The following is a 25,073-nucleotide window of genomic DNA, read 5'->3' as shown; positions in this document are numbered from 1 at the left end:
AGGGATACTTCATGCCTAAAGGGGAAGGGAAATTAATTGCCCAAAACAAAAAAGCCCGCCATGACTACACGATTCTCGATACCATCGAAGCGGGAATCGTGCTGCAAGGAACAGAGATCAAGGCGATCCGGAATAGCCGAATCAATTTGAAAGATGGGTTTGTACGGCTAAGGAATGGGGAAGCCTTCTTAGTCAATGTCCATATCAGTCCATATGAACAGGGCAATATTTTCAATCATGATCCATTGCGGACTAGGAAATTGTTGCTGCACAAAAAACAAATTGCACGTTTGATCGGTGAAAGCAAGAATACGGGGATGACGATCATTCCATTAAAAGTCTATATCAAGGACGGGTATGCTAAGGTTTTGATTGGATTGGCAAAAGGAAAACGCGAGTATGACAAACGTGAATCATTGAAACGTAAAGATCAGGAAAGACAAATCGATCGCGCTCTCAGAAATTTCTAATAATTGATTGACTTCTTTTCGGGATTTCTAGAGGTTATTGCTTTGAAATTCAAGTTAAATTTGGTAGCATCTAAGGGAAAGCTGTTGATATATCAAGCTTTCTCAAAGCGGTTGATGGCACAGACGATTTCGGTGTTTTACGTATTTTTAGCAAATTGACTTTTTTGTCTAATTTTCTTGAAAATACTTTGAAATTTTCCAGTCGTGGTGGTATGATACCGATTGTTATGAGAGGAAACGCATTGTAACACCAGATATTTTCTGGAGATGACAGGAAAAGAGGTGAGAAAGATTGGATGAAAAATCGCTCATGTTTCATATCGGTCCAATATGGTTTGATGGAACAGTAGCAATGATGACAATCATTTCTTGTATAATTGTTTTTTTGGTGGTCTTTATTTGTACACGAAACTTGCAAATGAAACCGAAAGGGAAGCAGAACTTCATTGAATGGGTCATTGATTTTGTCCGTAATATCGTTGCGGATAACATACCAGGATCTCAAGTGAACAACTTTCATTTGCTGGGTGTAACAATGTTTCTTTTTGTGTTCGTTGCGAATGAGATTGGTTTGGTAACAAAAATCGTTACCAGTGATGATATCGCGCTTTGGAAAAGCCCGACAGCAGATCCCTTCGTTACGTTGACACTCGCACTTATTGTTATTGCCTTGACACATTTCTTTGGAATCAAATCACTAGGGTTCAAAAATTATTTGATCAATTCTTACTTAAAACCAGTTGGCTTTTTACTGCCGCTGAAAATCATTGAAGAATTTACCAATGTGATCACTTTAGGCCTTCGTTTATACGGGAATATTTATGCCGGTGAAGTCTTATTGGGGTTGATTGCCAAGATGTTTATCAGCTTGGGTTGGTGGTCATTGCCGATCGTCATGCCCCTTGAAATGATTTGGATTGGCTTCTCGTTATTTATTGGTGCGATCCAAGCCTATGTATTTGTTACATTGACCATGGTATTTATGAGCCACAAAATCGTGGCGGAACATTAATCAGTACACACATTAGGAGGAAAATAGAATGAACTTTATCGGAGCAGGATTAGCAATTATCGGAGCAGCAATTGGTGCAGGTTATGGTAATGGACAAGTTATTGCAAAAACGATTGAATCAATGGCACGTCAACCTGAAATGTCTGGACAATTCCGTTCAACCATGTTTATTGGGGTAGCGTTAGTCGAAGCGGTGCCAATTCTAGGTGTAGTTATCGCATTGCTTTTAGTCTTCCAGTAAGACGAAAGTGAAAAGGCAGAAACGAACAATTGTCCTCGTTTTTGCTTTTTTCTCATGAACCAAGGACTTTCAGAAAGGAAGAATCGTTATGCTAAATCAGTTGGTTATAGCGGAAGTACAAAATGCGACGCTCGGCAATATCATCGTTGTCAGCGGATCAATTCTTCTTTTGCTATTCTTATTGAAACACTTTGCATGGGATGCGATCAGCAGCATGATGCAAAAACGGGAAGATAAAATCGCCAATGATTTGGATTCAGCGGAACAATCACGTTTGAATGCAGCCAAATTGGAAAAAGAACGCCAAGATAAACTGGCAAGTTCTCATTCAGAAGCTGCGGAGATCATCAAGAGCGCCAAAGATAGTGGTGAATTGAGTCGGCAAAATATTTTGAGCGAAACCAAAGAAGAAGTAACACGCTTAAAAGAAAAAGCCAATTCAGATATCACCCTTGAAAAAGAAACTGCATTAAAAGAAGTGAAAGATGATGTTGCAGAATTATCACTTCAAATCGCAGAAAAAATCTTAGGCCGCGAATTGACTCCCGAAAATCATGAATCCCTCATCAATCAATATATCGAAGGATTGGGTTCAGTCAATGAAACTCGATAAATTTACAGTCGGTAAACGCTATGGAAAAGCATTGTTTGAACTGGCGATAGACGAACAACGCTTGACAGAGGTTTATCAAGAATTGATGACATTGCGTCAAGTCTATCAAGAATTGCCTGAGTTTGGTCAAATCATGACAGACAATCATCTCGATATCCATGAAAAAAGGAAATTGTTTGATCAATTGCTGAATGGATTTGACGGTCTAGTCAAAAATTTCTTAGAAATCGTCTATGAATACAATCGTATGGATGATTTACTTATGATTATCGATGCGTATGAACGACGTTATGACGAATACCAAGGACTAGTCCTTGGAACTGTTACAACAGCCGTGGCGCTTTCAGAAGCACAAAAAGCAGCAATTGAAGCACAGATCGCACAGAAACTTGGCTACAAAAAAGCCCACTTAGAAACAGTGGTCGAGCCTGAGATTTTGGGCGGCGTCATTGTTGAAGCAAATCATCAAGTAATCGATGGTAGTATAAAAAGCCAACTGGATTATCTGCGTCAGCAAATGGGCAGATAAACAAGAGATAAGAGGTGAATCGGATGGCAATCAAAGCAGAAGAAATTAGTGCCTTGATCAAAGAACAAATCAAAAATTATCAAAATGAACTTTCTGTAGAAGAAATTGGTACCGTCACTTATGTTGGGGATGGTATCGCACGTGCCCACGGTTTGGAAAATGCCATGAGTGGAGAATTGCTTGAGTTTTCAAACGGTTCTTATGGAATGGCCCAAAACTTAGAATCAAATGATGTCGGTATCATCATCTTAGGCGATTTTGAGTCCATTCGTGAAGGCGATAAAGTGAAACGCACAGGTAAAATCATGGAAGTCCCTGTTGGGGATGCTTTGATTGGTCGGGTAGTGAATCCTTTAGGACAGCCTATCGATGGTCTTGGTGAGATCGTGACAGATAAATCTCGTCCGGTAGAAGCCGCTGCACCTGGTGTTATGCAACGTAAATCAGTTGCAGAACCAATGCAAACCGGATTGAAAGCCATTGATGCGTTAGTGCCAATCGGCCGTGGTCAACGTGAATTAGTGATTGGTGACCGTAAGACAGGTAAAACAACGATCGCGATCGATACGATCATTAACCAAAAAGGCCAAAACATGATCTGTATTTATGTTGCGATTGGCCAAAAAGATTCAACAGTTCGTGCACAAGTTGAAACATTGCGCAGATATGGCGCGTTGGATTACACGATCGTTGTATCTGCTGGTGCGTCTCAGCCTGCACCATTGCTTTATATTGCACCATATGCAGGAGCAGCGATGGGTGAAGAATTCATGTATAACGGCAAACATGTTTTGATCGTCTTTGATGATTTATCCAAACAAGCTGTTGCCTATCGTGAACTTTCTTTACTATTGCGTCGTCCGCCAGGTCGTGAAGCATATCCAGGGGATGTCTTCTACTTGCATTCTCGTCTATTAGAAAGAGCAGCCAAATTGTCTGATGAGTTAGGCGGCGGTTCAATGACAGCTTTACCATTCGTTGAAACCCAAGCCGGAGATATCTCTGCTTACATTCCAACAAACGTGATTTCTATCACAGATGGTCAAATTTTCTTGGAAAATGATTTGTTCTATTCAGGTGTCCGCCCAGCCGTTGCTGCTGGATTATCCGTTTCACGGGTAGGTGGTTCTGCACAAATCAAAGCGATGAAAAAAGTAGCCGGCACGTTACGTTTGGATCTAGCGAGCTATCGTGAATTAGAAGCCTTCACGCAGTTCGGTTCTGATCTAGATGCTGCAACGCAAGCCAAGTTGAATCGTGGCCGTCGTACAGTGGAGATTTTAAAACAAAAACTGCATGAACCTTTAGCAGTTGAAAAACAAGTTGTGATCTTATATGCGTTGACGCATGGATTCATTGACAGTATCCCAGTCCACAAAGTGCTAGATTTTGAATCAGATTTGTTTGAATATATCGAAGCCAATGCGGCAACGATTTTTGAAACGATCCGTACAACAAAAGATCTGCCAGAAGAAAGTTTGTTGGATGATACGATCAAAGCAGCAAAAGATATCTTTATGGCAAGCAACACGAGCCATGTATCAGCGCAAGACAAATTGTCGACCATGGAAAACGCATAAAAGAGGTGAGAATAGATGGCTGCTTCATTAAATGAAATCAAGCAACGAATTGCCTCAACAAAAAAAACCAGTCAAATCACAAATGCCATGCAAATGGTATCTGCAGCAAAACTGACGAAATCTGAAGCCCACTCGAAACAATTTCAAGTTTATGCGAATAAAGTGAGAGAAATCGTGACCCACTTAACTGCGCAGCAGCTTTCTGACTTAGCAGGTTCTGGTCCAAAAGATGGCGTCAACTATAACAGCATGCTTGTCAGCCGCCCTGTGAAGCGAACCGGTTATATCGTGATCACTTCAGATGGCGGACTGGTCGGCGGCTATAATAGTTCAATCTTAAAACAAATGATGTCGATGCTAGAAGAAGATCATGAAAAAAATGAAGAATATGTGATGATCGCCATTGGTGCTACAGGTGCTGATTTCTTCAAAACCAGAGGCGTCAAATTAGCCTATGAATTGAGAAACTTATCTGATCAGCCAAGCTTCGATGAAGTACGCAAAATCGTGACATTGGCGACGACGATGTATCAAAATGAAGTTTTTGATGAATTATACGTGTGTTATAACCATCACATCAATTCTTTGACTAGCCAGTTTCGGATTGAAAAGATGCTGCCAATTTCTGATTTAGATCCTGAAGAAGCAGAAAGTTATGAACAAGAATATTTGTTCGAACCTTCAAGAGAGGCCATTTTGAATCAATTGTTGCCGCAATATGCGGAAAGTTTGATTTATGGTGCCATTGTTGATGCAAAAACTGCTGAACATGCTGCCGGGATGACAGCGATGAAAACAGCAACTGATAATGCCAAAAATATTATTGGGGACTTGACGATCTCTTATAACCGAGCACGTCAAGGCGCGATTACCCAAGAAATCACCGAAATTGTCGCGGGGGCATCCGCATTAGAATAGTTTCGAGAACGAATGGAGGAATACGAATGAGTTCAGGCAAGATTGTTCAAGTCATTGGTCCCGTCGTCGACGTGGAATTTTCTCTAGACCAATCCTTACCAGATATCAACAATGCGTTGATTGTGTATAAAAAAGACGCCCACAAAACAAAAGTTGTTTTGGAAGCAGCGTTGGAACTTGGGGATGGTGTGATCCGCACGATCGCCATGGAATCAACAGATGGATTACAACGAGGAATGGAAGTAATCGACACGGGTGCCTCTATTTCTGTTCCAGTTGGTACAGAAACATTAGGACGGGTCTTCAACGTCTTAGGTGATACCATTGACTTGGAAGCACCATTTCCTGATGATGCGCCTCGTAGCGGGATCCACAAAAAAGCCCCTAATTTTGATGAACTATCTACCAGTACTGAAATCTTAGAAACTGGGATCAAAGTCATCGATTTGCTTGCTCCTTATTTGAAAGGTGGTAAAGTTGGACTTTTCGGTGGTGCCGGTGTAGGTAAAACAGTATTGATCCAAGAATTGATCCACAATATCGCCCAAGAACATGGGGGGATCTCCGTCTTTACTGGTGTAGGTGAACGGACCCGTGAAGGGAACGACCTATATAATGAAATGAAAGAATCAGGCGTTATAGAAAAAACAGCAATGGTCTTTGGACAAATGAATGAGCCGCCTGGTGCCCGGATGCGTGTGGCATTAACTGGCTTGACATTGGCGGAATACTTCCGTGATGTTGAAGGACAAGATGTATTGCTCTTTATCGATAACATTTTCCGGTTTACCCAAGCTGGTTCTGAAGTATCAGCCTTATTAGGTCGGATGCCTTCAGCCGTTGGGTATCAACCAACTTTAGCAACTGAAATGGGTCAATTACAAGAACGGATCACTTCAACCAAAAAAGGATCTGTCACATCGATCCAAGCGATCTATGTTCCAGCGGATGACTATACCGATCCAGCGCCTGCTACAGCATTTGCCCATTTGGATGCCACAACCAATTTGGAACGTAAGTTGACCGAGCAAGGGATCTATCCTGCCGTTGACCCATTAGCATCCTCTTCAAGTGCATTAGCGCCTGAAATTGTCGGTGAAAAACACTATGAAGTCGCTACTGAGGTCCAACACGCATTACAACGCTATCGTGAATTACAGGATATCATCGCTATTTTAGGGATGGATGAATTGTCTGATGACGAAAAAACACTGGTTGCCCGCGCACGCCGGATCCAATTTTTCTTATCACAAAACTTCCATGTTGCCGAACAATTTACCGGACAACCAGGCTCTTATGTGCCAGTTGAAGAAACCATCAAAGGGTTTGCTGAGATTTTGGAAGGAAAATACGATGATCTTCCCGAAGAAGCCTTCCGTAGTGTTGGCCGAATCGAAGATGTGATCGAAAAAGCGAAGAAAATCGGTTATTAACTAATCAGCCAATAAGAAAGAGGGGAACCTCATGGATCATTTTCTAACAGTGAATGTGGTGACACCTGCTGGTTTGGTTTACGATCACCATGCCAAAATCGTGGTTGCCCGCACGACCGATGGCGAAATTGGGATTTTGCCGCGACATGCACCAATCATTGTGCCTTTGGCAATCGATGAGATTCGTGTCAAACGGGTCGACTCCGATACCCACGTTGACTGGGTAGCAGTCAACGGTGGGATTTTAGAGGTTCGTGACAATGTCGTATCGATCGTAGCGGATAGTGCGGAACGTGATCGGGATATTGATGTATCTCGAGCAGAACGGGCCAAACAGCGTGCGGAACGACAAATCGAAGAAGCCAAGCAAGTCGAAGATGTCGATCAATTGCGTCGGGCAACTGTTGCGTTGCACCGGGCAATCAACCGTATCAACGTGTCAAAACACTCTTAAAAAAGCAAAGGCTGCGGCCTTTGCTTTTTTTGTAGAATAGAAAACGTTTTAAAAACTTTTTAAAGACTTTTCTACCCTTTTTAAGGAAAGATTATTTTTTATATTTACAGGTTTGTGTTATGATAGTAACGTTCATAAAAAAGGGAGAAATGTTATGCAAGTATACGGGATCGATGCGGTTATCCGAATCATCAGTCACCTGGCTTTTATCTATCTTGCCTTTTGGGCATTGCAGTCCATTAGGATCGAAGCTTTTTTCAAGGCATTGCAAACAACACAAATTAGAATGGTCATGGTGCTTTTGGCAATCGTATTAGGATATACGGCAAGTACCTTTTTTCTTGAGCTCATCGCGCTTTGTCGCAATTTATTTTTAATAGGATTTTAAGATTTTCAATAATATATGCAAATATACAAGAATTCGTGCTATAATTGGCAAGGTTTTGTGTAGGTTTCGACGCATTATTTGGAGGGAACATAATGGAAGAAATGATCGTTCAAGGTGGTAATCGACTAACTGGTACAGTGAAGATCGAAGGGGCAAAGAATGCTGTTTTACCTATCTTAGCGGCAAGCCTGTTGGCAGAAGAAGGCACAACGACATTGACGAATGTACCGATTTTGTCGGATGTTTTAACTATGAGAGAAGTGATCCGGCATTTAAATGTCGCAATCGATTTTGATAAAGACAAAAATGAAATGACCATAGACGCATCAAAAGATTTGGCCATCGAAGCACCATATGAATATGTGAGTCAAATGCGGGCATCGATCGTTGTGATGGGTCCATTATTGGCCCGCAATGGTCATGCGAAAGTGGCGATGCCTGGTGGATGTGCCATTGGCAAAAGACCAATTGATTTACACTTGAAAGGATTTCAAGCATTAGGCGCTGAGATCATTCAAAAAGATGGATACATAGAAGCAATCGCAAGCGAATTAAAAGGGAACAGCATTTACTTGGACTTCCCAAGTGTTGGTGCGACCCAAAATATTATGATGGCTGCGGTCAAAGCCAAAGGCACAACAACGATCGAAAACGTTGCGCGTGAACCAGAAATCGTTGACTTAGCGAATATCTTAAATAAAATGGGTGCCAAAGTCTTTGGTGCTGGTACAGAAACCATGCGTATTGAAGGCGTGGATCATCTGCATGCAGTGAGCCATTCAATCGTCCAAGACCGTATCGAAGCTGGAACCTTTATGGTAGCAGCAGCGATGACTGAGGGCGATGTCATCATCAAAGATGCTATTTCTGAACACAACCGTCCATTGATTTCCAAGTTGACTGAAATGGGCGCAGTGATCACTGAAGTGGCAGAGGGTGTTCGTGTCGTTGGTCCTGCCCAATTAAAGGCAACAGATGTCAAAACGATGCCTCATCCTGGCTTTCCGACAGATATGCAAGCACAAATATCTGCGATCCAGTTATTAGCAGCAGGCACAAGTGTGGTCAACGAAACGGTCTTTGAAAATCGTTTCCAACATTTGGAAGAAATGCGCCGCATGAATGCCCATGTGAAGATCGATGGCAATGTAGCAGTGATCGAAGGTGGCCATGATTTACAAGGCGCACTCGTCTATGCGACTGACTTACGGGCCGCTGCAGCCTTGATTTTGTTAGGCTTACGTTCTACTGGTCGTACACGGGTACGGAACTTAAAATATTTGGATCGTGGCTATTACAAATTCCATGAAAAACTGCAACAACTAGGTGCAAATGTTGAACGCGTTTCAGAAGCAGTTGAAGAAACAGCAACTGTCATTGCCTAGATGAATAGGAGAGATAAAGGTGAACTTAAATCGCTATATTTTAACTAGCTTAATGAAAATATTGTTGGTTATTCTAGGTGCTATTTTGTTGTTTATAGCAGGGACGATGGTCGGCTATGGCATTATTGGCGACGGCAGCCCTTTTAAAGTATTCTCTCCAAGTCTTTGGAATCATATCTTCGATTTCATGAAATAAACGATTAATGAGGACGAAGCACATGCTTTGTCCTTTTTTCAACTCAATAGTGCATACCTAATAGAAAGGGAGGTAGGGATAATGCGTCAATTATTGATTGGATTGGTTCGAATGTATCAACGTTTTATCTCGCCATTATTCCCCCCGAGCTGCCGCTATTACCCCACTTGTTCGAGTTATATGATCCAAGCGATCCAAGTACATGGGGCCGTCAAAGGAACAGCCATGGGTGTGTCTCGGATTTTACGTTGTCATCCATTTGTCAAAGGTGGCATTGATTATGTGCCGCGGAACTTTTCGTTGAAGCGGAACTCTTTGGATACAGAAAAGCCAGTCTATCATACCTTTAAACGTGGATAAATGCCGTAATGAGTCCTTTGCCAAAAAGTGAGAGGAGTGAATCCATTGATTCGAAGCATGCATGCAGATGAAGTCTATCCTTGGTCATTGCTGCTTGACGCAGATCCAGATAAAGCAATCGTTGAGGGGTATCTTGATCAAAGCCAAGTGCTGATATATGAGGAAAAGAACACTGTGATAGGCATCGTGGTGTTTCAACAACAGCTTGATACTTGGGAGATCATGAATATTGCAGTAGCACCGGATCACCAAAATCGCGGTATTGGCCGACGTTTGTTGCAAGCGGTGGAAGATATGCTTGTAGCGACTGCCGCACCAGAAACACCGATCAGGTTATTGATCAAAACTGGGGATCACTCCCCAGCTCGTTTTCTGTATCAGAAGCAAGGTTTTACAATTTTTAGTTGCCAGAAAAATTATTTTGTCGATCATTATGCCGAGCCCATCTACGAAGAAGGACGGCAGCTATTTGATCAAATCATCTTAGTTAAGCACCTCATATGCAGCTGACGGATTCAGCTGCTTTTTTTGTGCTTTTTAAGGAAATCGCTTTCTTCAAACCGGCGATTGCGGTAAAATGAAAGGGATAAACTAAAGATAAATGAGGGAAATGTATGGCGATTTTAGTATTTGATATGGGTGGTTCTGCCGTGAAATATGGCGTATGGACAGGAAACGAATTGACGGATAAAGGAAAATTTACCACGCCGAAAACATGGGATGACATGAAGGCGCAATTAAAAGGGGTCCGAGAGGAAGTCACTGCTGCACTCGAAGGTGTTGGCATTAGTGCGCCAGGGGCTGTCAATGCTGCAGAACGCCAAATCAATGGCATCAGTGCGATTCCGTATATTCATGGATTTGATATCATTAGCGAATTAGAAACGTTATTCGACTTGCCAGTTACGATTGAAAATGATGCCAATTGTGCTGGGTTAGCTGAATTCTATCAAGGCGCCGGCAAAGGGTTTGAGCAAGCGGCTTTTGTGGTGATCGGGACAGGCGTTGGCGGTACGTTGATCCATCACGGTCAGTTGATTCGCGGGGCCCATCTCTATGGGGGCGAATTTGGCTTGATGATCTTAGATCAAGGGAAGACCTTTTCGCAATTAGGTACCGCTGTGCAAATGGCATGGCGCTATTGTGACCGGATGGGGATCGACCGTGACACGATTTCTGGGGAAGACGTGTTCGCGAGAAGTGAATCAGGGGATCCAATCGCCGCTGAAGAAGTTGAAAATTTTTATCGTTATTTGGCACAAGGACTATTCAGCATCCAGTTTGCCTTTGATCCAGAAGTGATCATTATCGGCGGGGGTGTGAGTGCCAAACCAAGCTTACTGGCAGAAATTGAAACGCGTTTATCTGTCATGTTAGCCGCACAAGGATTAAACGATTTCACCCCGCTGATCAAGCTGTGCGATTATCGCAATGATGCCAATTTGGTTGGGGCAGCAGCGAACTTTGAGGCGCAAAGCTGACATGTGAAGCGCCAGCCGGATCCATGTTTTGTCACCAAGACACACCGCAGCAAAAGAAACAAAAGTTTGAAGGCTTTTGTTTTTTTTTTATAAAAAACGCTACCAAAGTTACCGGAACAACGTTTGTTTAGATTCAGATTTTTTAACGGTAAAAAATACTAAATGGAATAGATGAAATATTCTGATAATTCGTTGACATTTACTCTATTATTGCGTATATTTGATAACATATCTAGGGGATGTAAAGGAGAGGATCATAAATGAAAAAGAAGTTTGCATTTTTATTTGCGAGTTTGTTTCTATTAACAGCCTGCAGCGCAGGACCAACTGGTGGCTCATCAAGTGACGGTTCAGCGGACGGCGGCAATAAACAAGAAGGCGATACAATCAAAATTGGGGTCAACTTAGAATTATCAGGTGCCGTAGCGGCGTATGGTTCTGCTGAAAAAGACGGAATCGATTTAGCGGTGGAAGAAATCAATGCTGCTGGTGGTGTTTTAGGCAAAGAAATTGAAATTATTTCTAAAGATAACAAATCTGACAACAACGAGGCTGCCACGGTTGCTGCCAACTTGACGACCAACGATAAAGTTGTAGCGATGATTGGACCAGCCACATCAGGTGCAACGAAAGCAGCTTTACCAAATGTCACAAAAGCACAAGTGCCATTGGTGACACCATCTGGAACAGATGATGCGATCACTGTGAGCAGTGACAAAGTCCAAGACTTTGCTTTTCGCTCATGTTTCCAAGATAGTTTCCAAGGAACGATCCTTGCAAAATATGCGGAAGACAATCTAGATGCATCTAAAGCCATCATTCTAGGAGATAATTCCAGCGACTATGCAATTGGTTTAACAGAAGCGTTCAAATCTAGTTATACTGGCGATATTGTGATGGAGGAAAACTTTACCGAAGGAGATAAAGACTTCCAGGCAGTCCTAACAAAAATCAAAAATGCCGATTTTGATGTCTTGTTCATTCCAGGGTACTATACCGAAGCCGGCTTGATCATCAAACAAGCACGTGAGTTAGGTATTGACCAACCAATCATCGGTGCCGATGGGTTTGGTGATGAAAAAATGGTGCAGACCGCTGGTGCTGAAAATGTATCTGATGTGTATTACACGGGTCACTTTTCTACCAATGCACCTGCAAACGATAAAGTAGAACCATTTGTCGCTGCTTTCAAAGAAAAATTTGGCAAAGAACCTTCAGCATTTAATGCATTGGCTTATGATGCAGTCTATATGATCAAACAAGCAATCGAAGATCAAGATTCTGCAGATTCTACAGCCATTGCGACAGGCTTATCTGAATTGAAAGATTTCCAAGGTGTGACAGGGGATATCACGATGGATGCCAATCACAACCCTGAAAAATCCGCAGTTGTTTTAGGTTTGACCGAAGGCAAGGAAACGTCAGCTGATACAGTGAATCCTTAAACAGAATACGAAAAACACAAACAAAACTGAGGCAAGCCAGCAACGGTTGTCTCAGTTTCTTTTCTTTCAATTATAATAGTAGTACATATTAAACAATATTGGATGTGAGCATATGGAAATGATGATCCAGCAGTTGATCAACGGCCTATTCCTAGGGAGTATTTACGCTCTTTTGGCTCTAGGGTATACAATGGTCTATGGTATCATTAAATTAATCAACTTTGCCCATGGCGAAGTATATATGATTGGTAGTTTTATCGGTTATTTCTTGATCAATCAATGGCAGTTGGGCTTTTTCCCAGCTTTGTTCATTTCAATGATCGCTAGTGCAGCACTAGGTGTAACGATTGAGTTTTTGGCGTATCGACCATTGCGCAATTCAACCCGTATCTCTGCATTGATCACCGCCATTGGTGTGTCTTACTTTTTGCAAAATATCATGATCTTTTTCTTTTCAGCAGATGTTCGGCCTTTTCCACAAGCCATTGCCCGTAAAACGTATTCAATCGGGTTTATCGAGGTCAGCAATATTCAATTATTGATTTTGGCCATTTCGCTGACACTGATGATTCTACTGCAATTGATTGTCAAAAAGACCCGTATGGGGAAAGCGATGCGTGCGGTGAGTGTTGACGCCGACGCTGCTCGGTTGATGGGGATCAATGTCAATCGGACGATTTCATTTACATTCGCGTTAGGCTCTGCGTTAGCAGCTGCTGGCGGTATGCTGATTGGCTTATACTACAATTCGATCGATCCTTCAATGGGTGTCGTTCCAGGTCTTAAATCGTTTGTGGCAGCAGTATTAGGGGGAATTGGGATTATTCCTGGTGCAGCACTAGGTGGTTTCGTTATCGGACTGATCGAAACCACAGCAACAGCATTAGGCTTCTCAGATTATAAGGATGCTTTGGTGTATGCAATTTTAATAATTATATTACTTGTTCGCCCGGCAGGGATTTTGGGCAAAAATATCAAAGAGAAAGTGTAGGTGGTCAGAATGAAAAAAAATATCCGTTACAATTTGATTTGGCTCGCTCTGGCAGCTATCGTTTACTTTGGTTTATTTGCAGCATATAACGGTGGGATGATCAATTTGTTCTCAGATGCGATTATCGTCAATATCGGCATCAATATCATTTTGGCCGTTGGACTGAATCTGATTATTGGTTTTTCTGGCCAGTTTTCATTAGGTCATGCCGGATTTATGGCGATCGGTGCGTATGCTGGTGCGATCTTATCTGCTAAGAATCCTACCTTTGGCGGGTTTTTGAGCGGTTTGTTGGTAGGTATGCTGGTTTCAGGTTTCGTTGCGTTAGTCGTTGGGATCCCAACATTGCGCTTAAAAGGCGACTATCTAGCCATTGCCACGTTAGGTGTTGCTGAGATCATTCGTATTTTGCTGATCAATCTCAGAGGTTTGACTAACGGACCAGCAGGGATTTTCGGACTGCCTCAGTTTAGCAATTGGCAAATCGTGTTTATCTTTGCGTTCTTATCGATTTTGGTGGTATCGAACTTTATCCATAGCGGACCCGGACGTGCAACACTAGCTGTGCGAGAAGATGAAATCGCCGCTGAATCGATGGGGGTCAATACGACCAAGTATAAAGTCATTGCGTTTGTGATGGGCGCAGTCTTGGCAAGCATCGCTGGTACGCTCTATGCCAGCTATCAGCAATCTGTCTTTCCAAAAGATTATGGGTTTATGAAATCGATCGATGTGTTGATCATCGTCGTTTTTGGTGGTCTTGGCAGCACGACAGGCGCAGTAGTCTCAGCTGTCGTGTTAGGGATCCTAAACATGTACTTACAAGGATTTTCTGACTTGCGGATGATCATCTATGCTTTGGCGCTGATCATCATTATGATTTTTAAACCAAGTGGTTTATTGGGCACATGGGAGTTCTCAGTAAAACGCTTGATAGACAAATTCTCGAAAAAGGGGGATGACAAAGATGCCTCTATTAGAAGTTAAAAGTTTGACCAAAAATTTTGGCGGCCTAGCAGCTGTTTCTCATGTTGATTTGCATCTTGATCACAATGAACTTGTTGGATTGATTGGACCTAATGGGGCAGGAAAAACGACATTGTTCAATTTGTTGACAGGTGTCTACGAACCAAGTGAAGGAGATGTTCTGCTGGAAGAGCAAGGTACGCCTATGCGCTTAAACGGCAAGAAACCTTACAAAATCGCTGATTTAGGTTTATCAAGAACATTCCAGAACATTCGTTTATTCAAAGATTTGACAGTGATGGACAATGTCCTGATCGCTATGAACAGCAAACACAACGAAGGCTTATTGACAAGTATATTACGCTTGCCTCGGTTCTACAAAAATGAAGAGAAGATGCGGGAAAAAGTTTTAGACCTTTTACGGATTTTTGGCTTAGACAGCAAGAGTAAGACTTTGGCTAAAAATTTACCTTATGGAGAACAACGTCGTTTGGAGATCGTTCGCGCGTTAGCGACGGAACCCAAAATATTGTTCTTGGATGAACCGGCAGCGGGTATGAATCCACAGGAAACAGCGGACTTAACAAAATTGATTTATCAAATTCAAAAAGATTTTCAGTTAACGATTCTGTTGATCGAGCATGATATGAGTTTGGTCATGGAAGTATGTGAACGAATTTATGTACTGGAATATGGTCAAGTCATCGCTCATGGTCAACCTGACGAAATCAAAAACGATCCCCGCGTGATCGAAGCTTATTTGGGAGGAGAGATTTGATGCTGACGATTCAAAACTTAAATGTGCATTATGGCATGATCCAGGCTGTACACGATGTATCCTTCCATGTAGAACAAGGAGAAATCGTTTCTCTGATCGGTGCCAATGGGGCAGGGAAAACGACGATCTTAAGAACGATCTCAGGTTTGATCCGCCCTTCTAAAGGCAGTGTGACATTTGAAGGGAAGCCGATAGAAAAAGAAGCGCCGCAAAAAATCGTGGCTTCAGGTTTATCACAAGTACCAGAAGGACGCCATGTCTTCCCAGGGTTAACTGTTCAGGAGAACCTAGAGATGGGGGCCTTCTTGCGAAAAGACAGTGGTGTAAAAGCCGATTATGAGCAAGTCTACCAAAAATTTCCCGTACTGAAGGAACGGTTATCTCAAGATGCTGCCACACTATCTGGTGGAGAACAGCAAATGTTGGCCATGGGACGTGCATTGATGTCCAAGCCTCGGTTACTGCTGCTAGATGAGCCATCCATGGGGTTAGCGCCGATTTTTATCAAAGAGATTTTTTCGATCATTCAAGAAATCAAGGAGCAAGGTACGACGGTTCTATTGATCGAACAAAATGCCAAGATGGCACTTTCTATTGCTGATCGCGGCTATGTACTTGAAACAGGTAAAATCGTACTGGAAGGTACCGGGCAAGAATTATTGGCCAGTGATGAAGTTCGTAAAGCATATCTAGGGGGGTAAAGAGATGAGTGTAAGTGATTTTATGACAAAATCAGTCGTGACAGTCCAGTCGCAGACACCGATTTTCGATGCAATTGATTTGATGAAGCAACATGATATCCACCGTCTGCCAGTTGTTGACAATGGAGGATTGGTAGGATTGATCACGGAAGGAACGATCGCCGAGGCGATGCCGTCCAAAGCAACCAGTCTGAGTGTCTATGAAATGAATTATCTGTTGAATAAAACAACAGTCGCAGATATTATGTTGAAAAAAGTAACCACCGTGGCACCAGATGCCTTATTAGAAGATGCCATTTCTTTGATGCGGGGAGAAAATGTGGGTGTCTTGCCAGTGTTAGAAGATACGCGCTTAGTAGGGATCATCACCAATAATGATATCTTTGACGCCTTTCTAAAAATCACCGGCTATCATGATGGGGGCACAAGGGTATCGATCGAGATCACTGATGACCACGTTGGGGTATTGGCAGAAGTCACGAAGCTGCTGGCTGAGCATCAGTTAAGTATCTTAACTGTCGTTGTGAATCGGATGGCACTCAAGACGATCGTGGAGATCCAAGTAGAGTCACGACAAGTGGACGAGATCAAACGCGTGCTGCATGAGGCAGGCTATACAGTCACTAGTGCGGTATTGACCAATCAAGCTTAGTTCCATGTAAAATATGCCAGGCGAGGGCTTGGCATATTTTTTCGTTTTCAAAAGAGATTTGCTTTTGCTTTTAGTGATTTTCTGGTAGAATAATGAAGTGCTTGAGAAGAGAGGTGTCAGACATGTCTAAAAAAAATAAAGATATCGAAGTACGGATCGAAGAAACCAACAAAACAATTCATGGCAAAGACTATACCGTCAACCAATTATTCATTGGCAAGAAAATGATCGGCGAGATCATGACCATCGGACCAAAAGAATTTCAAAGCTTTTTGGGTGATGAAGATTTAGGTGCAAGCCGCAGTTTAGAAACAGCGATCGAAACAGTTATCCGCCAATGGAATTTACATGATTAATTTCTAGAAAAAGTTGCATTTTGCTCTTGCAATTTGTTATCTTTTTCGGTATTATAACTATTGTCAGGTTTTTGAGAAAGCTTTTGGAGGAGTAGCGAAGTGGCTAAACGCGACGGACTGTAAATCCGTTCCTTAGGGTTCAGTGGTTCGAATCCACTCTCCTCCACCATTTATTGGGGTATAGCCAAGCGGTAAGGCAACGGACTTTGACTCCGTCATGCGTTGGTTCGAATCCAGCTACCCCAGTCAGTCATTATTCAACGAAAAGCAGCGATCGATGTCGCTGCTTTTTTTCGTTATTTATTTCAATCAGATTTATGGTGATCAAGGGCTATAAGTTGAAGATTTGTTTCATTTACGATAGGCTAAAAGAAAAGTATACAGGAGATGAAAAAAATGAAATTCAAATTGAGTATCAAAGATAAAGTCACAGAAGCTGCTGAGCACGTGTATGATGTCATGAAAAAGAATGATTATGTCATCAACGTGGCACCTAAAGGACTTAAAGTCAAGAAACAACGCCAGACGCAAGACACGATCAAATGGCGGGCGAAGAATCATTGATTTTGCTCATAGACTAAAAAAAACTGCCAATGGCAGTTTTTTTAGTCTTCGATTTCAATTCCTAAAACCGTCAAATGACCATTCGCCACCAACTTGATCACTAGTTTCGCTAATTGATTAGGCGGCATCGTAGTTTCGGCCGTCAGCCACCAATGTAAGGTGCCGACAAAGATCGATGTGATATATTCAATCACAAAGTCAAGGGGGACATCGATATCGCTTTCTGTGATTCGCAACGATGAGAAGATCTCCGCGTAACGCATAGGAAGCAGAATTCCTAATTTCTGGCGAATGACTTCAATCGCTGAACCATCCATGATCGTTAGATAAAATTGTCGATTGTCGTGGATATGCTGGAAAATAGCGGTCATCGTAGTTTCGACGTTTTTTAGTCTGATTCGGTTTCCTTGGACGATATCTTCTGAAGAAAGAATCCCCGAGAAGGAGTCTAACGCCAAGTCAAAGATCCGCTCATATAAGTCTTGTTTGTCTTTGTAATGGGCGTAGAATGTCGCACGATTGATCATCGCTTCATCTGCAATGTCTTGGACAGTTACTTGTTCATATCCCTTTTTTTCAACCAAATGAATAAAAGCATCCACAATTAGTTTGTTGGTACGCTGTACACGAAGATCGGTTTTTTTCATATGTGAACTTCCTCTCAATTTAAACGACAGATTCTATTGAGTTGTTGCTTAACCCACATTAGACGTCAATCTGTTTGTTGAATTATCAATGAATTGTCTTACAATAGACATAAGTATTATAACAAACAGTTTGTTAGTTATTCAACAATGTGTTGTTTAAATGGAGGCCCAACATGAAAAAATTCAAAGCAGGCATTGACGTAGGATCGACAACGGTCAAATTTGTGGTGCTTGATGAAGAAAATAGAACGATTTTTGCGAAATACGAACGCCATTTTGCGGATATCCAAGGTGCAACCGAAAAGATTTTGACAGATGCCCAAGAGATTATTGGCGAGGAACCACTGGCTTTGGCGATTACTGGTTCCGGCGGTATGGGACTTGCGGAAGTCCTGCATATTCCATTTGTCCAGGAAGTGATTGCTTGTACTGAAACAGTAGAAACCTTTATTCCTGAAACCGATGTGGCGATTGAATTAGGTGGAGAAGATGCCAAGATCACCTTTTTTGAAGGGGCACTGGAACAAAGGATGAACGGCAGTTGTGCAGGGGGTACAGGAGCGTTTATTGACCAGATGGCCGTGTTACTGAAAACCGATGCCAATGGAGTCAATGAATTAGCGAAAGATTATCAAACCCTTTATCCAATCGCATCTAGATGCGGCGTTTTCGCCAAGACCGATGTACAACCTTTGATCAATGAGGGGGCAGCGAAAGCAGATATTGCAGCGAGTATTTTTCAAGCAGTCGTCAACCAAACGATTGCTGGATTGGCGGCAGGCCGCAAAATCAAAGGCAAAGTAGCCTTTCTTGGCGGTCCGCTTTATTTCATGTCAGAATTGCGCCAACGCTTTGTTGATACGCTAGATTTGCAACCAGAGGACATTATCTTCCCTGACAATCCTCAATTATTTGTGGCGATGGGGGCAGCCTTATATGCAGAAGGCGCATTATCGATCACCACCCTGCTGGATCGTTTGGTCAACGGGGATCAAGGGAAATTGGTTCCGACAGATACTTTACCACCTTTGTTTGCAGATGAAGCAGATTTGGCTGCTTTTCGCAGACGTCATGCACAAGCTACGGTACAAGAAAAGCCATTAGCAACACACAAAGGCCCTGCTTTTCTAGGTATCGATGCCGGCTCCACCACGACGAAGGTCGTATTGATCAATGACATTGGGGATATTCTTTTTTCTTTCTATGGAAACAATGAAGGAGAACCATTGGCAACCACCATGACCGTCTTAAAAGATCTGTACAAAAAAATGCCGGCAGATGTCTTCATTGCCAAATCAACCATCACGGGATATGGAGAGCATTTGATCAAACATGCCTTGAAAGTCGATCTCGGCGAGGTGGAAACAATGGCGCATTACAAGGCCGCCAATCATTTTCAACCGGGTGTCGATTTTATCTTAGATATCGGTGGTCAGGATATGAAAGCCATGACCATCAAAGACGGGGCGCTATCTGCGATTCAATTAAATGAAGCGTGCTCTTCAGGGTGCGGTTCCTTTATTGAAACTTTTGCCAAATCGATGAATCAAGATGTACGAGATTTTGCACAAGCTGCAGTCATAGCCAAAACTCCAGTAGATCTAGGCTCAAGATGTACAGTCTTTATGAACTCAAAAGTCAAACAAGTCCAAAAAGAGGGCGCTTCAGTTGGTGATATTTCGGCCGGCTTATCTTATTCCGTCATCAAAAATGCCATCTATAAAGTGATCAAGGTCAGACGTCCTGAGGATCTAGGCAAAAAAATCGTTTGTCAAGGCGGTACATTCTATAACGAAGCAGTCTTACGGGCCTTTGAACTGATCAGCGGTCGGGAGGTCGTCAGACCTTCGATTGCGGGACTGATGGGGGCTTACGGTGCAGCGCTGATCTCATTGGAAAATTATGAGTTGGGTGCTGAAAGTACCCTGTTGTCGCTGAATGAGATGGAAGCCTTTGAAGCGGAAAAAGAGTTTACCCATTGCGGCTTATGCGAAAACAATTGTTTGCTGACTGTCACCTTGTTTTCGGATGGTCGGAAGTTTATCACGGGCAACCGCTGTGAACGAGGCGCCCGGATCAAAATCAAAAAAGAAGACCGCAAAGTCAATTTAGTCGATGAAAAATATCGGCGTTTATTCAAGTATCGTTCTTTAAGGAAAAAAGAGGCCATTCATGGGGAAATTGGGATGCCACGGGTATTGAACTTATATGAAAACTATCCGTTGTGGCATACCTTCTTTACTGAACTAGGCTTCAGAGTCACGTTATCACCACGCTCGAATAAAGATCTCTATGAAAAAGGCATCGAAACCATACCTAGTGACACTGTATGCTACCCGGCAAAACTAACCCATGGGCATATCCAATCCTTGATTGACCAAGAGATTCCGTTGATTTTTTATCCTGGGATCATCTTTGAAAGAAAAGAAACGCTGAGTGCTGAAAATCATTTCAATTGTCCAATCGTCCAAAGTTATCCTGAAGTGATCCGAAACAATGTGGATGCGATTCGGGAAGGCCTAGTCGATTATCGTTGCCCATTTTTGAATCTGGCGGATGAGGGATCAATGGTCAAAACGCTGACGGCGGCTTTTCAAGATTTTCAGTTTTCAGAAGAACAGATAGCAACAGCGTTACGTCATGGATTTGAAGAACTCGATCAATTCAAAGCGGATATTGCTGCAAAAGGGGAAGACACCTTGCGGATGCTGATGGAAACCAATCAAAAAGGCATCGTGCTGTCTGGCCGGCCGTATCATTTGGATCCAGAAATCAATCATGGTATCGCAGAAGTGATTACCCAAGAAGGGTTTCACGTTTTGACAGAAGATAGCATTGCCCATTTAGGCAATGTTGGCAATCTGCGGGTAGTCGATCAATGGGTCTATCATTCAAGGTTGTATGCAGCTGCTCGGGTAGTTGCCAAAAATAAACAACTGGAGTTGGTTCAATTGAATTCCTTTGGTTGTGGGATCGATGCGGTAACGACAGATCAAGTAGAAGAGATCATGGCTCAATATGGAAAATTGTATACCGTCTTAAAAATCGATGAAGGGGCAAATCTGGGTGCGATACGGATTCGTCTGCGCTCACTGAAAGCAGCCGTCAATGAGCGAGAAAAAATGAAATTTGAACCGAAAAAGCAGTTCGATGAACCAGCCAAGATCACCTTTACGAAAGATATGCGCAAACAGCACACCTTACTGCTGCCCATGTTGTCGCCAATCCATCAAAGTGGTTTGGTAGATGTCGCATTGCAAGCATCTGGCTATCGCGTTGTCTGCTTGCCTGCAGATGACCGGGAAGCCGTCAATGTCGGCCTGCGTTTTGTCAATAACGATGCGTGTTATCCAGCAATCATCTCAATTGGCCAACTCGTAGAAGCCTTGCAAAGCGGGACTTACGATGTAGATAATACCAGTGTCTTGATGACCCAGACCGGAGGCGGTTGTCGCGCAACGAATTATATTCCGTTGTTGAGAAAAGCATTGAATGATGCCGGATTCCCGCAAGTACCAGTTGTGTCGATCTCAATGGGCAATACAGGCGTTGAGTCTAATCCGGGCTTTCGGTTTACCTATCCAATGATGAAACGCGTCGCTGTTGCATTCTTATATGGTGATTTATTTGAACGCTTGGTCTATCGGACACGTCCGTATGAACAAGTGGCGGGGGCAGTCGATCAACTGCATCAAGACTGGATCAAAAAAATCGAGAAAAATGTACGCAATGGCTCATTTACCTTATTTAACCGTCAATTGAAAAAAATCATCCAGGATTTTGATACTATTCCATTAACAGATGCCCGTAAGCCACGTGTAGGTGTTGTCGGTGAAATTTTGGTGAAATACGCACCAACAGCCAATAACGATATTGTGCGTTTGTTAGAGGCGGAAGGTGCAGAGGCCGTCGTGCCAGATATCATTGGGTTTATGAATTATTCATTGTACAACCAAGTCTGGCGTTATGAACATTTAGGTATGGCCAAGAAAAGCCAAATGCTGGCGAGTTTCATGATCGCGATGATTGAAAAAATCCAAAAGCCCATGGACAAAGCTTTACGGGCGTCACAACGCTTTGAAGGGATTGACTCGATCCATCAATTGGCGGATGAAGCCAGTAAGATCATTTCAATCGGCAATCACACGGGTGAAGGTTGGTTCTTGACTGGGGAAATGATCGAGTTGTTGAAACATGACGTCAACAATATTATTTGCTTGCAGCCCTTTGGTTGTTTGCCAAACCATGTCGTCGGCAAAGGGGTCATGAAAGAACTGCGGCATCAATACCCCAAAGCCAACATTGCGGCCATCGACTATGATCCGGGGGTTTCAGTGGTCAATCAGCTCAACCGTATCCGCTTATTGATGGCGACTGCCAATAAAGCGATGGTTGCTGAATCAAAAGTCTAAGAGACCTAAACCAATTTACACAGAAGCGCTAACAGCTTGAATCTGTATTTCAGTCAATTCTTTGCAACTAGGCTTTAAACCTAGGCAAAGAATTGGCTGAATTTCGTTTATTAAGGATTTTTTTCGGCTATTCTATTGGTATTTTAGGTATATACCAGTTATAATATAGAGGAACGGAGGAATGTATTGTGGTGGAAAAATTACCTGTTTATATTCAAATTCATGATCAAATCAAAGCAAATATTGAAGATAATACATACAAAATCGGCGACCGTTTGCCTTCTGAACGGGAACTATCCAAACAATTTGGTGTCAGTCGAATGACTTTACGGCAAGCTATTCAAACATTAGCCGATGAAGGTATCCTTGAACGCAAAATCGGCTCAGGAACTTATGTTGCACGCCAAAAAGTGCAGGAGAAAATGAGTGGTACGACTAGTTTTACTGAAATCATGCATTCTTTAGGCCGTGTGCCATCAAGTAAGGCGGTTGCTTATTTTTTGACAGCGCCCAGTTCAAGTGAAATGGAGAAACTGCAACTTGCAGGACACGAAACGATATTACGAATGGAACGGATTCGTTACGCTGATGATGTGCCGATTTGTTTTGAAGTCGCAAGTATTCCCGAGAAATTGATTCGGGATCTCAGTAAAGAAGAGATTATCTCTTCCTTGTATAAAGTTTTAGAAGAAAAAGGACAACATAAAATTGGCGGTTCTTCTCAAACGATTTCTGCAATGGTCGCGTCTGAACAAATCGCAGAATACTTAGATTTAAAACGGGGCGATGCGATTTTACGGATGCGGCAAATCACTTCTTTTGAAAATGGCCAACCATTTGAATATGTCAGAACTCAGTATGCTGGCAACCGCTTTGAATTTTATATGGAAAAGTAGCCAATCACGGATACGCATAAACAAGCCGATAGACAGCATAACAATGGATAATATGTCATCCATGCGCAGTTTTATCGGCTTGTTTACCCTTTATTCGGTTATAGAGGATTTATTCCAGGAATGGACAGCAAGGTCAACCATCGGAAGTTTAGAGCGAAGGAATCGGTTTTTCGACATAAGAGGCCGGTCCGTGTTCGATCATGACCTGTCCTTGCAACAGATCGATCAATGCCGCTTCAATGCGGTCATATGCTAAGTCGGGGACCAGCAATGTCAGCTCGATTTTGTCGGTATAGTTGATTTCTTTCGTTTCGATTTGGTGCAAATCCAAGTAATTCTGTAACTTTCCCAATAAAGAATAATCGATGGTTAATATCAATGATTGATGAAAGATGCCTTCGACAAGACCAACGTGATTCAATCCGGTTGACACAGCACTTGAATAGGCCCTGATCAAGCCGCCAGCACCTAATTTCGTGCCGCCGAAATAGCGTGTGACAACAGCCGCTACATTGATCAACTGGTTTTTCTTTAAGACTTCTAACATAGGCACACCAGCTGTACCGCTAGGTTCACCATCATCGCTGCTGCGCTGGACTTCGTTATGGGAACCCAACACATAGGCACTGCAATTGTGGTTGGCTTTCCAATGCTCTTTTTTGATTTGTTGAATCAATTGCTTGGCTTCCTCTTCATCTTCAATTCGTTTTAGAAAACAAATAAAGCGGGACTTTTTGATCTCGATTTCACTTAGACCGTCGTGACTGATCGTTCGGTAAGATTCGATAGTCTTCGCCTCCTTTTGCTTTTAGTATAGGCAAAAAGGGCACAAGATTCAAATACCAATATCATTTGTAAAAAAATAAATTCAAAGGAGGCGTTGACGCTGGGCAGACGCAAAAAGTACGATTCAATCACCCATTACCTCAAAAACAACGGCGGCTCACAAGTCACACTGACATTTACGCAATTTGATGAATTTCTTTTCCCAGCAACTGGATTGCCCCGCAGCGCCCGCACAAATAGTGATTGGTGGGCCAACGATTACCGTCACCCTGAAAATGGCGCCTATGCGTGGTTGAATGCTGGATATGAAGTCGTTCATGTGAATTTAAAAAAAGAGTATATCGTTTTTAATCGCTTGGTCAAATCAAACTGGTTGATAGATAGAAAGCGTTGACAAATTCGTAACTTGATTTATACTAGAGATAGGAAATGTTATCTTATTCTTAAAATCCAGGGAGTGTTCGATATGGCAAAAAAGACAATCATGTTAGTTTGTTCTGCAGGGATGAGTACAAGTTTATTAGTAACAAAAATGCAAAAAGCTGCTGAAGCGAAAGGTTTAGAAGCAGATATCTTCGCAGTTTCAGCATCAGAAGCTGATCAACATCTAGAAAGCAAAGATGTCAATGTGCTATTATTAGGACCGCAAGTTCGTTTTATGAAGGGCGATTTCGAAAAACGTTTAGCACCTAAAGGCATCCCATTAGAAGTCATCAATATGGCTGATTACGGTATGATGAATGGCGAGAAAGTTCTAGATCAAGCGTTGACTTTGATTGGGGAGTAATCCATTCCAATAGCAGAAGATATCAAAGAGAA

At 42.5% G+C, this 25,073-nt stretch carries 29 protein-coding genes and 2 tRNA genes; 29 read left to right on the top strand and 2 right to left on the bottom strand.

Annotated features, from left to right (window positions below; genetic code table 11):
• Window positions 1–11 precede the first annotated feature (11 nt).
• From smpB to ACYVRS_RS00660, 25 genes are all read left to right on the top strand, one after another.
• A complete protein-coding gene (gene smpB, locus ACYVRS_RS00780) occupies window positions 12–470 on the top strand; it encodes an SsrA-binding protein SmpB (RefSeq protein ID WP_054115473.1) in 459 nt (152 codons plus the stop codon).
• A gap of 292 nt (window positions 471–762) precedes the next feature.
• Window positions 763–1,482, top strand: coding sequence for a F0F1 ATP synthase subunit A (gene atpB / locus ACYVRS_RS00775; protein ID WP_054115472.1), 720 nt, complete (start codon window positions 763–765; stop codon window positions 1,480–1,482).
• Window positions 1,483–1,510: 28 nt separating this feature from the next.
• Window positions 1,511–1,723 (top strand): ATP synthase F0 subunit C, encoded by a 213-nt coding sequence (atpE, locus tag ACYVRS_RS00770; RefSeq protein WP_054115471.1) that lies wholly within the window; start codon window positions 1,511–1,513, stop codon window positions 1,721–1,723.
• An 88-nt stretch (window positions 1,724–1,811) separates the two neighbouring features.
• Window positions 1,812–2,336, top strand: coding sequence for a F0F1 ATP synthase subunit B (atpF, locus tag ACYVRS_RS00765; RefSeq protein ID WP_312498624.1), 525 nt, complete (start codon window positions 1,812–1,814; stop codon window positions 2,334–2,336).
• Window positions 2,323–2,865, top strand: a complete 543-nt coding sequence (gene atpH, locus ACYVRS_RS00760; protein ID WP_313539814.1) for an ATP synthase F1 subunit delta — start codon at window positions 2,323–2,325, stop codon at window positions 2,863–2,865. The genes atpF and atpH overlap by 14 nt, the downstream gene beginning before the upstream one ends.
• 23 nt (window positions 2,866–2,888) lie before the next feature.
• Window positions 2,889–4,445: a F0F1 ATP synthase subunit alpha gene (gene atpA / locus ACYVRS_RS00755; protein WP_312541864.1), complete on the top strand. Its 1,557-nt coding sequence runs from the start codon at window positions 2,889–2,891 to the stop codon at window positions 4,443–4,445.
• Window positions 4,446–4,460: 15 nt separating this feature from the next.
• A complete protein-coding gene (locus ACYVRS_RS00750; protein ID WP_054115467.1) occupies window positions 4,461–5,363 on the top strand; it encodes a F0F1 ATP synthase subunit gamma in 903 nt (300 codons plus the stop codon).
• Between the two features lie 26 nt (window positions 5,364–5,389).
• Window positions 5,390–6,796, top strand: coding sequence for a F0F1 ATP synthase subunit beta (atpD, locus tag ACYVRS_RS00745; RefSeq protein ID WP_054115466.1), 1,407 nt, complete (start codon window positions 5,390–5,392; stop codon window positions 6,794–6,796).
• A gap of 31 nt (window positions 6,797–6,827) precedes the next feature.
• Window positions 6,828–7,250, top strand: a complete 423-nt coding sequence (locus ACYVRS_RS00740) for a F0F1 ATP synthase subunit epsilon (protein ID WP_054115465.1) — start codon at window positions 6,828–6,830, stop codon at window positions 7,248–7,250.
• Between the two features lie 154 nt (window positions 7,251–7,404).
• Complete coding sequence (locus ACYVRS_RS00735) at window positions 7,405–7,638, top strand: DUF1146 family protein (RefSeq protein ID WP_054115464.1); 234 nt, start codon at window positions 7,405–7,407, stop codon at window positions 7,636–7,638.
• Between the two features lie 92 nt (window positions 7,639–7,730).
• A complete protein-coding gene (murA, locus tag ACYVRS_RS00730; RefSeq protein WP_313539810.1) occupies window positions 7,731–9,023 on the top strand; it encodes a UDP-N-acetylglucosamine 1-carboxyvinyltransferase in 1,293 nt (430 codons plus the stop codon).
• 19 nt (window positions 9,024–9,042) lie between these two features.
• Window positions 9,043–9,219 carry a DNA-directed RNA polymerase subunit beta gene (locus tag ACYVRS_RS00725; RefSeq protein WP_313539809.1) on the top strand — a complete coding sequence of 59 codons (177 nt, stop codon included), beginning with the start codon at window positions 9,043–9,045 and terminating at the stop codon, window positions 9,217–9,219.
• A gap of 81 nt (window positions 9,220–9,300) precedes the next feature.
• Window positions 9,301–9,579: a membrane protein insertion efficiency factor YidD gene (gene yidD, locus ACYVRS_RS00720; protein WP_461198174.1), complete on the top strand. Its 279-nt coding sequence runs from the start codon at window positions 9,301–9,303 to the stop codon at window positions 9,577–9,579.
• Between the two features lie 45 nt (window positions 9,580–9,624).
• Window positions 9,625–10,089, top strand: coding sequence for a GNAT family N-acetyltransferase (locus ACYVRS_RS00715; protein WP_313539804.1), 465 nt, complete (start codon window positions 9,625–9,627; stop codon window positions 10,087–10,089).
• A gap of 104 nt (window positions 10,090–10,193) precedes the next feature.
• Window positions 10,194–11,060 carry an ROK family protein gene (locus ACYVRS_RS00710; protein WP_461198177.1) on the top strand — a complete coding sequence of 289 codons (867 nt, stop codon included), beginning with the start codon at window positions 10,194–10,196 and terminating at the stop codon, window positions 11,058–11,060.
• 260 nt (window positions 11,061–11,320) lie between these two features.
• Window positions 11,321–12,505, top strand: a complete 1,185-nt coding sequence (locus ACYVRS_RS00705) for an ABC transporter substrate-binding protein (protein WP_054115459.1) — start codon at window positions 11,321–11,323, stop codon at window positions 12,503–12,505.
• 112 nt (window positions 12,506–12,617) lie between these two features.
• A complete protein-coding gene (locus tag ACYVRS_RS00700; protein WP_054115458.1) occupies window positions 12,618–13,496 on the top strand; it encodes a branched-chain amino acid ABC transporter permease in 879 nt (292 codons plus the stop codon).
• Between the two features lie 9 nt (window positions 13,497–13,505).
• Window positions 13,506–14,483 carry a branched-chain amino acid ABC transporter permease gene (locus tag ACYVRS_RS00695; protein WP_312498597.1) on the top strand — a complete coding sequence of 326 codons (978 nt, stop codon included), beginning with the start codon at window positions 13,506–13,508 and terminating at the stop codon, window positions 14,481–14,483.
• Complete coding sequence (locus ACYVRS_RS00690) at window positions 14,464–15,240, top strand: ABC transporter ATP-binding protein (RefSeq protein ID WP_461198179.1); 777 nt, start codon at window positions 14,464–14,466, stop codon at window positions 15,238–15,240. The genes ACYVRS_RS00695 and ACYVRS_RS00690 overlap by 20 nt, the downstream gene beginning before the upstream one ends.
• Complete coding sequence (locus ACYVRS_RS00685) at window positions 15,240–15,941, top strand: ABC transporter ATP-binding protein (protein WP_054115455.1); 702 nt, start codon at window positions 15,240–15,242, stop codon at window positions 15,939–15,941. Before ACYVRS_RS00690 ends, ACYVRS_RS00685 begins: the two co-directional genes overlap by 1 nt.
• A 4-nt stretch (window positions 15,942–15,945) precedes the next feature.
• Complete coding sequence (locus ACYVRS_RS00680; protein ID WP_312498601.1) at window positions 15,946–16,593, top strand: CBS and ACT domain-containing protein; 648 nt, start codon at window positions 15,946–15,948, stop codon at window positions 16,591–16,593.
• 122 nt (window positions 16,594–16,715) lie between these two features.
• Window positions 16,716–16,949, top strand: a complete 234-nt coding sequence (locus ACYVRS_RS00675) for a DUF2969 domain-containing protein (RefSeq protein ID WP_054115453.1) — start codon at window positions 16,716–16,718, stop codon at window positions 16,947–16,949.
• Between the two features lie 85 nt (window positions 16,950–17,034).
• Window positions 17,035–17,118 (top strand) — tRNA-Tyr (locus ACYVRS_RS00670).
• A gap of 5 nt (window positions 17,119–17,123) precedes the next feature.
• Window positions 17,124–17,195, top strand: a tRNA-Gln gene (locus ACYVRS_RS00665).
• A gap of 150 nt (window positions 17,196–17,345) precedes the next feature.
• The gene (locus ACYVRS_RS00660; RefSeq protein ID WP_162838222.1) at window positions 17,346–17,513 is read left to right on the top strand and encodes a hypothetical protein; all 168 of its coding nucleotides are present in this window, start codon (window positions 17,346–17,348) and stop codon (window positions 17,511–17,513) included.
• 41 nt (window positions 17,514–17,554) lie between these two features.
• Here ACYVRS_RS00660 and ACYVRS_RS00655 read toward each other — a convergent pair whose 3' ends face one another.
• Window positions 17,555–18,160 (bottom strand): TetR/AcrR family transcriptional regulator, encoded by a 606-nt coding sequence (locus ACYVRS_RS00655; protein ID WP_312498602.1) that lies wholly within the window; start codon window positions 18,158–18,160, stop codon window positions 17,555–17,557.
• A 173-nt stretch (window positions 18,161–18,333) separates the two neighbouring features.
• Between ACYVRS_RS00655 and ACYVRS_RS00650 the strand changes: the two genes are divergently transcribed.
• A complete protein-coding gene (locus ACYVRS_RS00650) occupies window positions 18,334–22,572 on the top strand; it encodes an acyl-CoA dehydratase activase-related protein (RefSeq protein WP_461202150.1) in 4,239 nt (1,412 codons plus the stop codon).
• Window positions 22,573–22,760: 188 nt separating this feature from the next.
• The gene (locus tag ACYVRS_RS00645; RefSeq protein WP_313538389.1) at window positions 22,761–23,468 is read left to right on the top strand and encodes a GntR family transcriptional regulator; all 708 of its coding nucleotides are present in this window, start codon (window positions 22,761–22,763) and stop codon (window positions 23,466–23,468) included.
• A 148-nt stretch (window positions 23,469–23,616) separates the two neighbouring features.
• Here ACYVRS_RS00645 and ACYVRS_RS00640 read toward each other — a convergent pair whose 3' ends face one another.
• Complete coding sequence (locus ACYVRS_RS00640; RefSeq protein WP_313538416.1) at window positions 23,617–24,255, bottom strand: YigZ family protein; 639 nt, start codon at window positions 24,253–24,255, stop codon at window positions 23,617–23,619.
• A gap of 99 nt (window positions 24,256–24,354) precedes the next feature.
• Here ACYVRS_RS00640 and ACYVRS_RS00635 point away from each other — a divergent pair, with 99 nt between their 5' ends.
• Window positions 24,355–24,648, top strand: a complete 294-nt coding sequence (locus ACYVRS_RS00635; protein ID WP_054115552.1) for a DUF7662 domain-containing protein — start codon at window positions 24,355–24,357, stop codon at window positions 24,646–24,648.
• A gap of 72 nt (window positions 24,649–24,720) precedes the next feature.
• Window positions 24,721–25,041 carry a PTS sugar transporter subunit IIB gene (locus ACYVRS_RS00630; protein ID WP_005228768.1) on the top strand — a complete coding sequence of 107 codons (321 nt, stop codon included), beginning with the start codon at window positions 24,721–24,723 and terminating at the stop codon, window positions 25,039–25,041.
• The last annotated feature ends 32 nt before the right edge of the window (window positions 25,042–25,073 follow it).

It is taken from the genome of Enterococcus salsurae, assembly GCF_054784955.1.
This window is presented reverse-complemented; position numbering and strand designations above follow the sequence as displayed.

What these genes read in the sequence shown, in the direction of transcription:
- ACYVRS_RS00660 (WP_162838222.1), top strand. Translation starts at nt 17,346, where the DNA reads ATGAAATTCAAATTGAGTATCAAAGATAAAGTCACAGAAGCTGCTGAG.
- atpE (WP_054115471.1), top strand. Translation starts at nt 1,511, where the DNA reads ATGAACTTTATCGGAGCAGGATTAGCAATTATCGGAGCAGCAATTGGT.
- atpH (WP_313539814.1), top strand. Translation starts at nt 2,323, where the DNA reads ATGAAACTCGATAAATTTACAGTCGGTAAACGCTATGGAAAAGCATTG.
- ACYVRS_RS00705 (WP_054115459.1), top strand. Translation starts at nt 11,321, where the DNA reads ATGAAAAAGAAGTTTGCATTTTTATTTGCGAGTTTGTTTCTATTAACA.
- atpF (WP_312498624.1), top strand. Translation starts at nt 1,812, where the DNA reads ATGCTAAATCAGTTGGTTATAGCGGAAGTACAAAATGCGACGCTCGGC.
- atpD (WP_054115466.1), top strand. Translation starts at nt 5,390, where the DNA reads ATGAGTTCAGGCAAGATTGTTCAAGTCATTGGTCCCGTCGTCGACGTG.
- ACYVRS_RS00675 (WP_054115453.1), top strand. Translation starts at nt 16,716, where the DNA reads ATGTCTAAAAAAAATAAAGATATCGAAGTACGGATCGAAGAAACCAAC.
- atpA (WP_312541864.1), top strand. Translation starts at nt 2,889, where the DNA reads ATGGCAATCAAAGCAGAAGAAATTAGTGCCTTGATCAAAGAACAAATC.
- ACYVRS_RS00695 (WP_312498597.1), top strand. Translation starts at nt 13,506, where the DNA reads ATGAAAAAAAATATCCGTTACAATTTGATTTGGCTCGCTCTGGCAGCT.
- yidD (WP_461198174.1), top strand. Translation starts at nt 9,301, where the DNA reads ATGCGTCAATTATTGATTGGATTGGTTCGAATGTATCAACGTTTTATC.
- ACYVRS_RS00710 (WP_461198177.1), top strand. Translation starts at nt 10,194, where the DNA reads ATGGCGATTTTAGTATTTGATATGGGTGGTTCTGCCGTGAAATATGGC.
- ACYVRS_RS00685 (WP_054115455.1), top strand. Translation starts at nt 15,240, where the DNA reads ATGCTGACGATTCAAAACTTAAATGTGCATTATGGCATGATCCAGGCT.
- ACYVRS_RS00630 (WP_005228768.1), top strand. Translation starts at nt 24,721, where the DNA reads ATGGCAAAAAAGACAATCATGTTAGTTTGTTCTGCAGGGATGAGTACA.
- ACYVRS_RS00700 (WP_054115458.1), top strand. Translation starts at nt 12,618, where the DNA reads ATGGAAATGATGATCCAGCAGTTGATCAACGGCCTATTCCTAGGGAGT.
- ACYVRS_RS00655 (WP_312498602.1), bottom strand. Translation starts at nt 18,160, where the DNA reads ATGAAAAAAACCGATCTTCGTGTACAGCGTACCAACAAACTAATTGTG.
- murA (WP_313539810.1), top strand. Translation starts at nt 7,731, where the DNA reads ATGGAAGAAATGATCGTTCAAGGTGGTAATCGACTAACTGGTACAGTG.
- ACYVRS_RS00650 (WP_461202150.1), top strand. Translation starts at nt 18,334, where the DNA reads ATGAAAAAATTCAAAGCAGGCATTGACGTAGGATCGACAACGGTCAAA.
- ACYVRS_RS00740 (WP_054115465.1), top strand. Translation starts at nt 6,828, where the DNA reads ATGGATCATTTTCTAACAGTGAATGTGGTGACACCTGCTGGTTTGGTT.
- ACYVRS_RS00690 (WP_461198179.1), top strand. Translation starts at nt 14,464, where the DNA reads ATGCCTCTATTAGAAGTTAAAAGTTTGACCAAAAATTTTGGCGGCCTA.
- ACYVRS_RS00735 (WP_054115464.1), top strand. Translation starts at nt 7,405, where the DNA reads ATGCAAGTATACGGGATCGATGCGGTTATCCGAATCATCAGTCACCTG.
- smpB (WP_054115473.1), top strand. Translation starts at nt 12, where the DNA reads ATGCCTAAAGGGGAAGGGAAATTAATTGCCCAAAACAAAAAAGCCCGC.
- ACYVRS_RS00750 (WP_054115467.1), top strand. Translation starts at nt 4,461, where the DNA reads ATGGCTGCTTCATTAAATGAAATCAAGCAACGAATTGCCTCAACAAAA.
- ACYVRS_RS00680 (WP_312498601.1), top strand. Translation starts at nt 15,946, where the DNA reads ATGAGTGTAAGTGATTTTATGACAAAATCAGTCGTGACAGTCCAGTCG.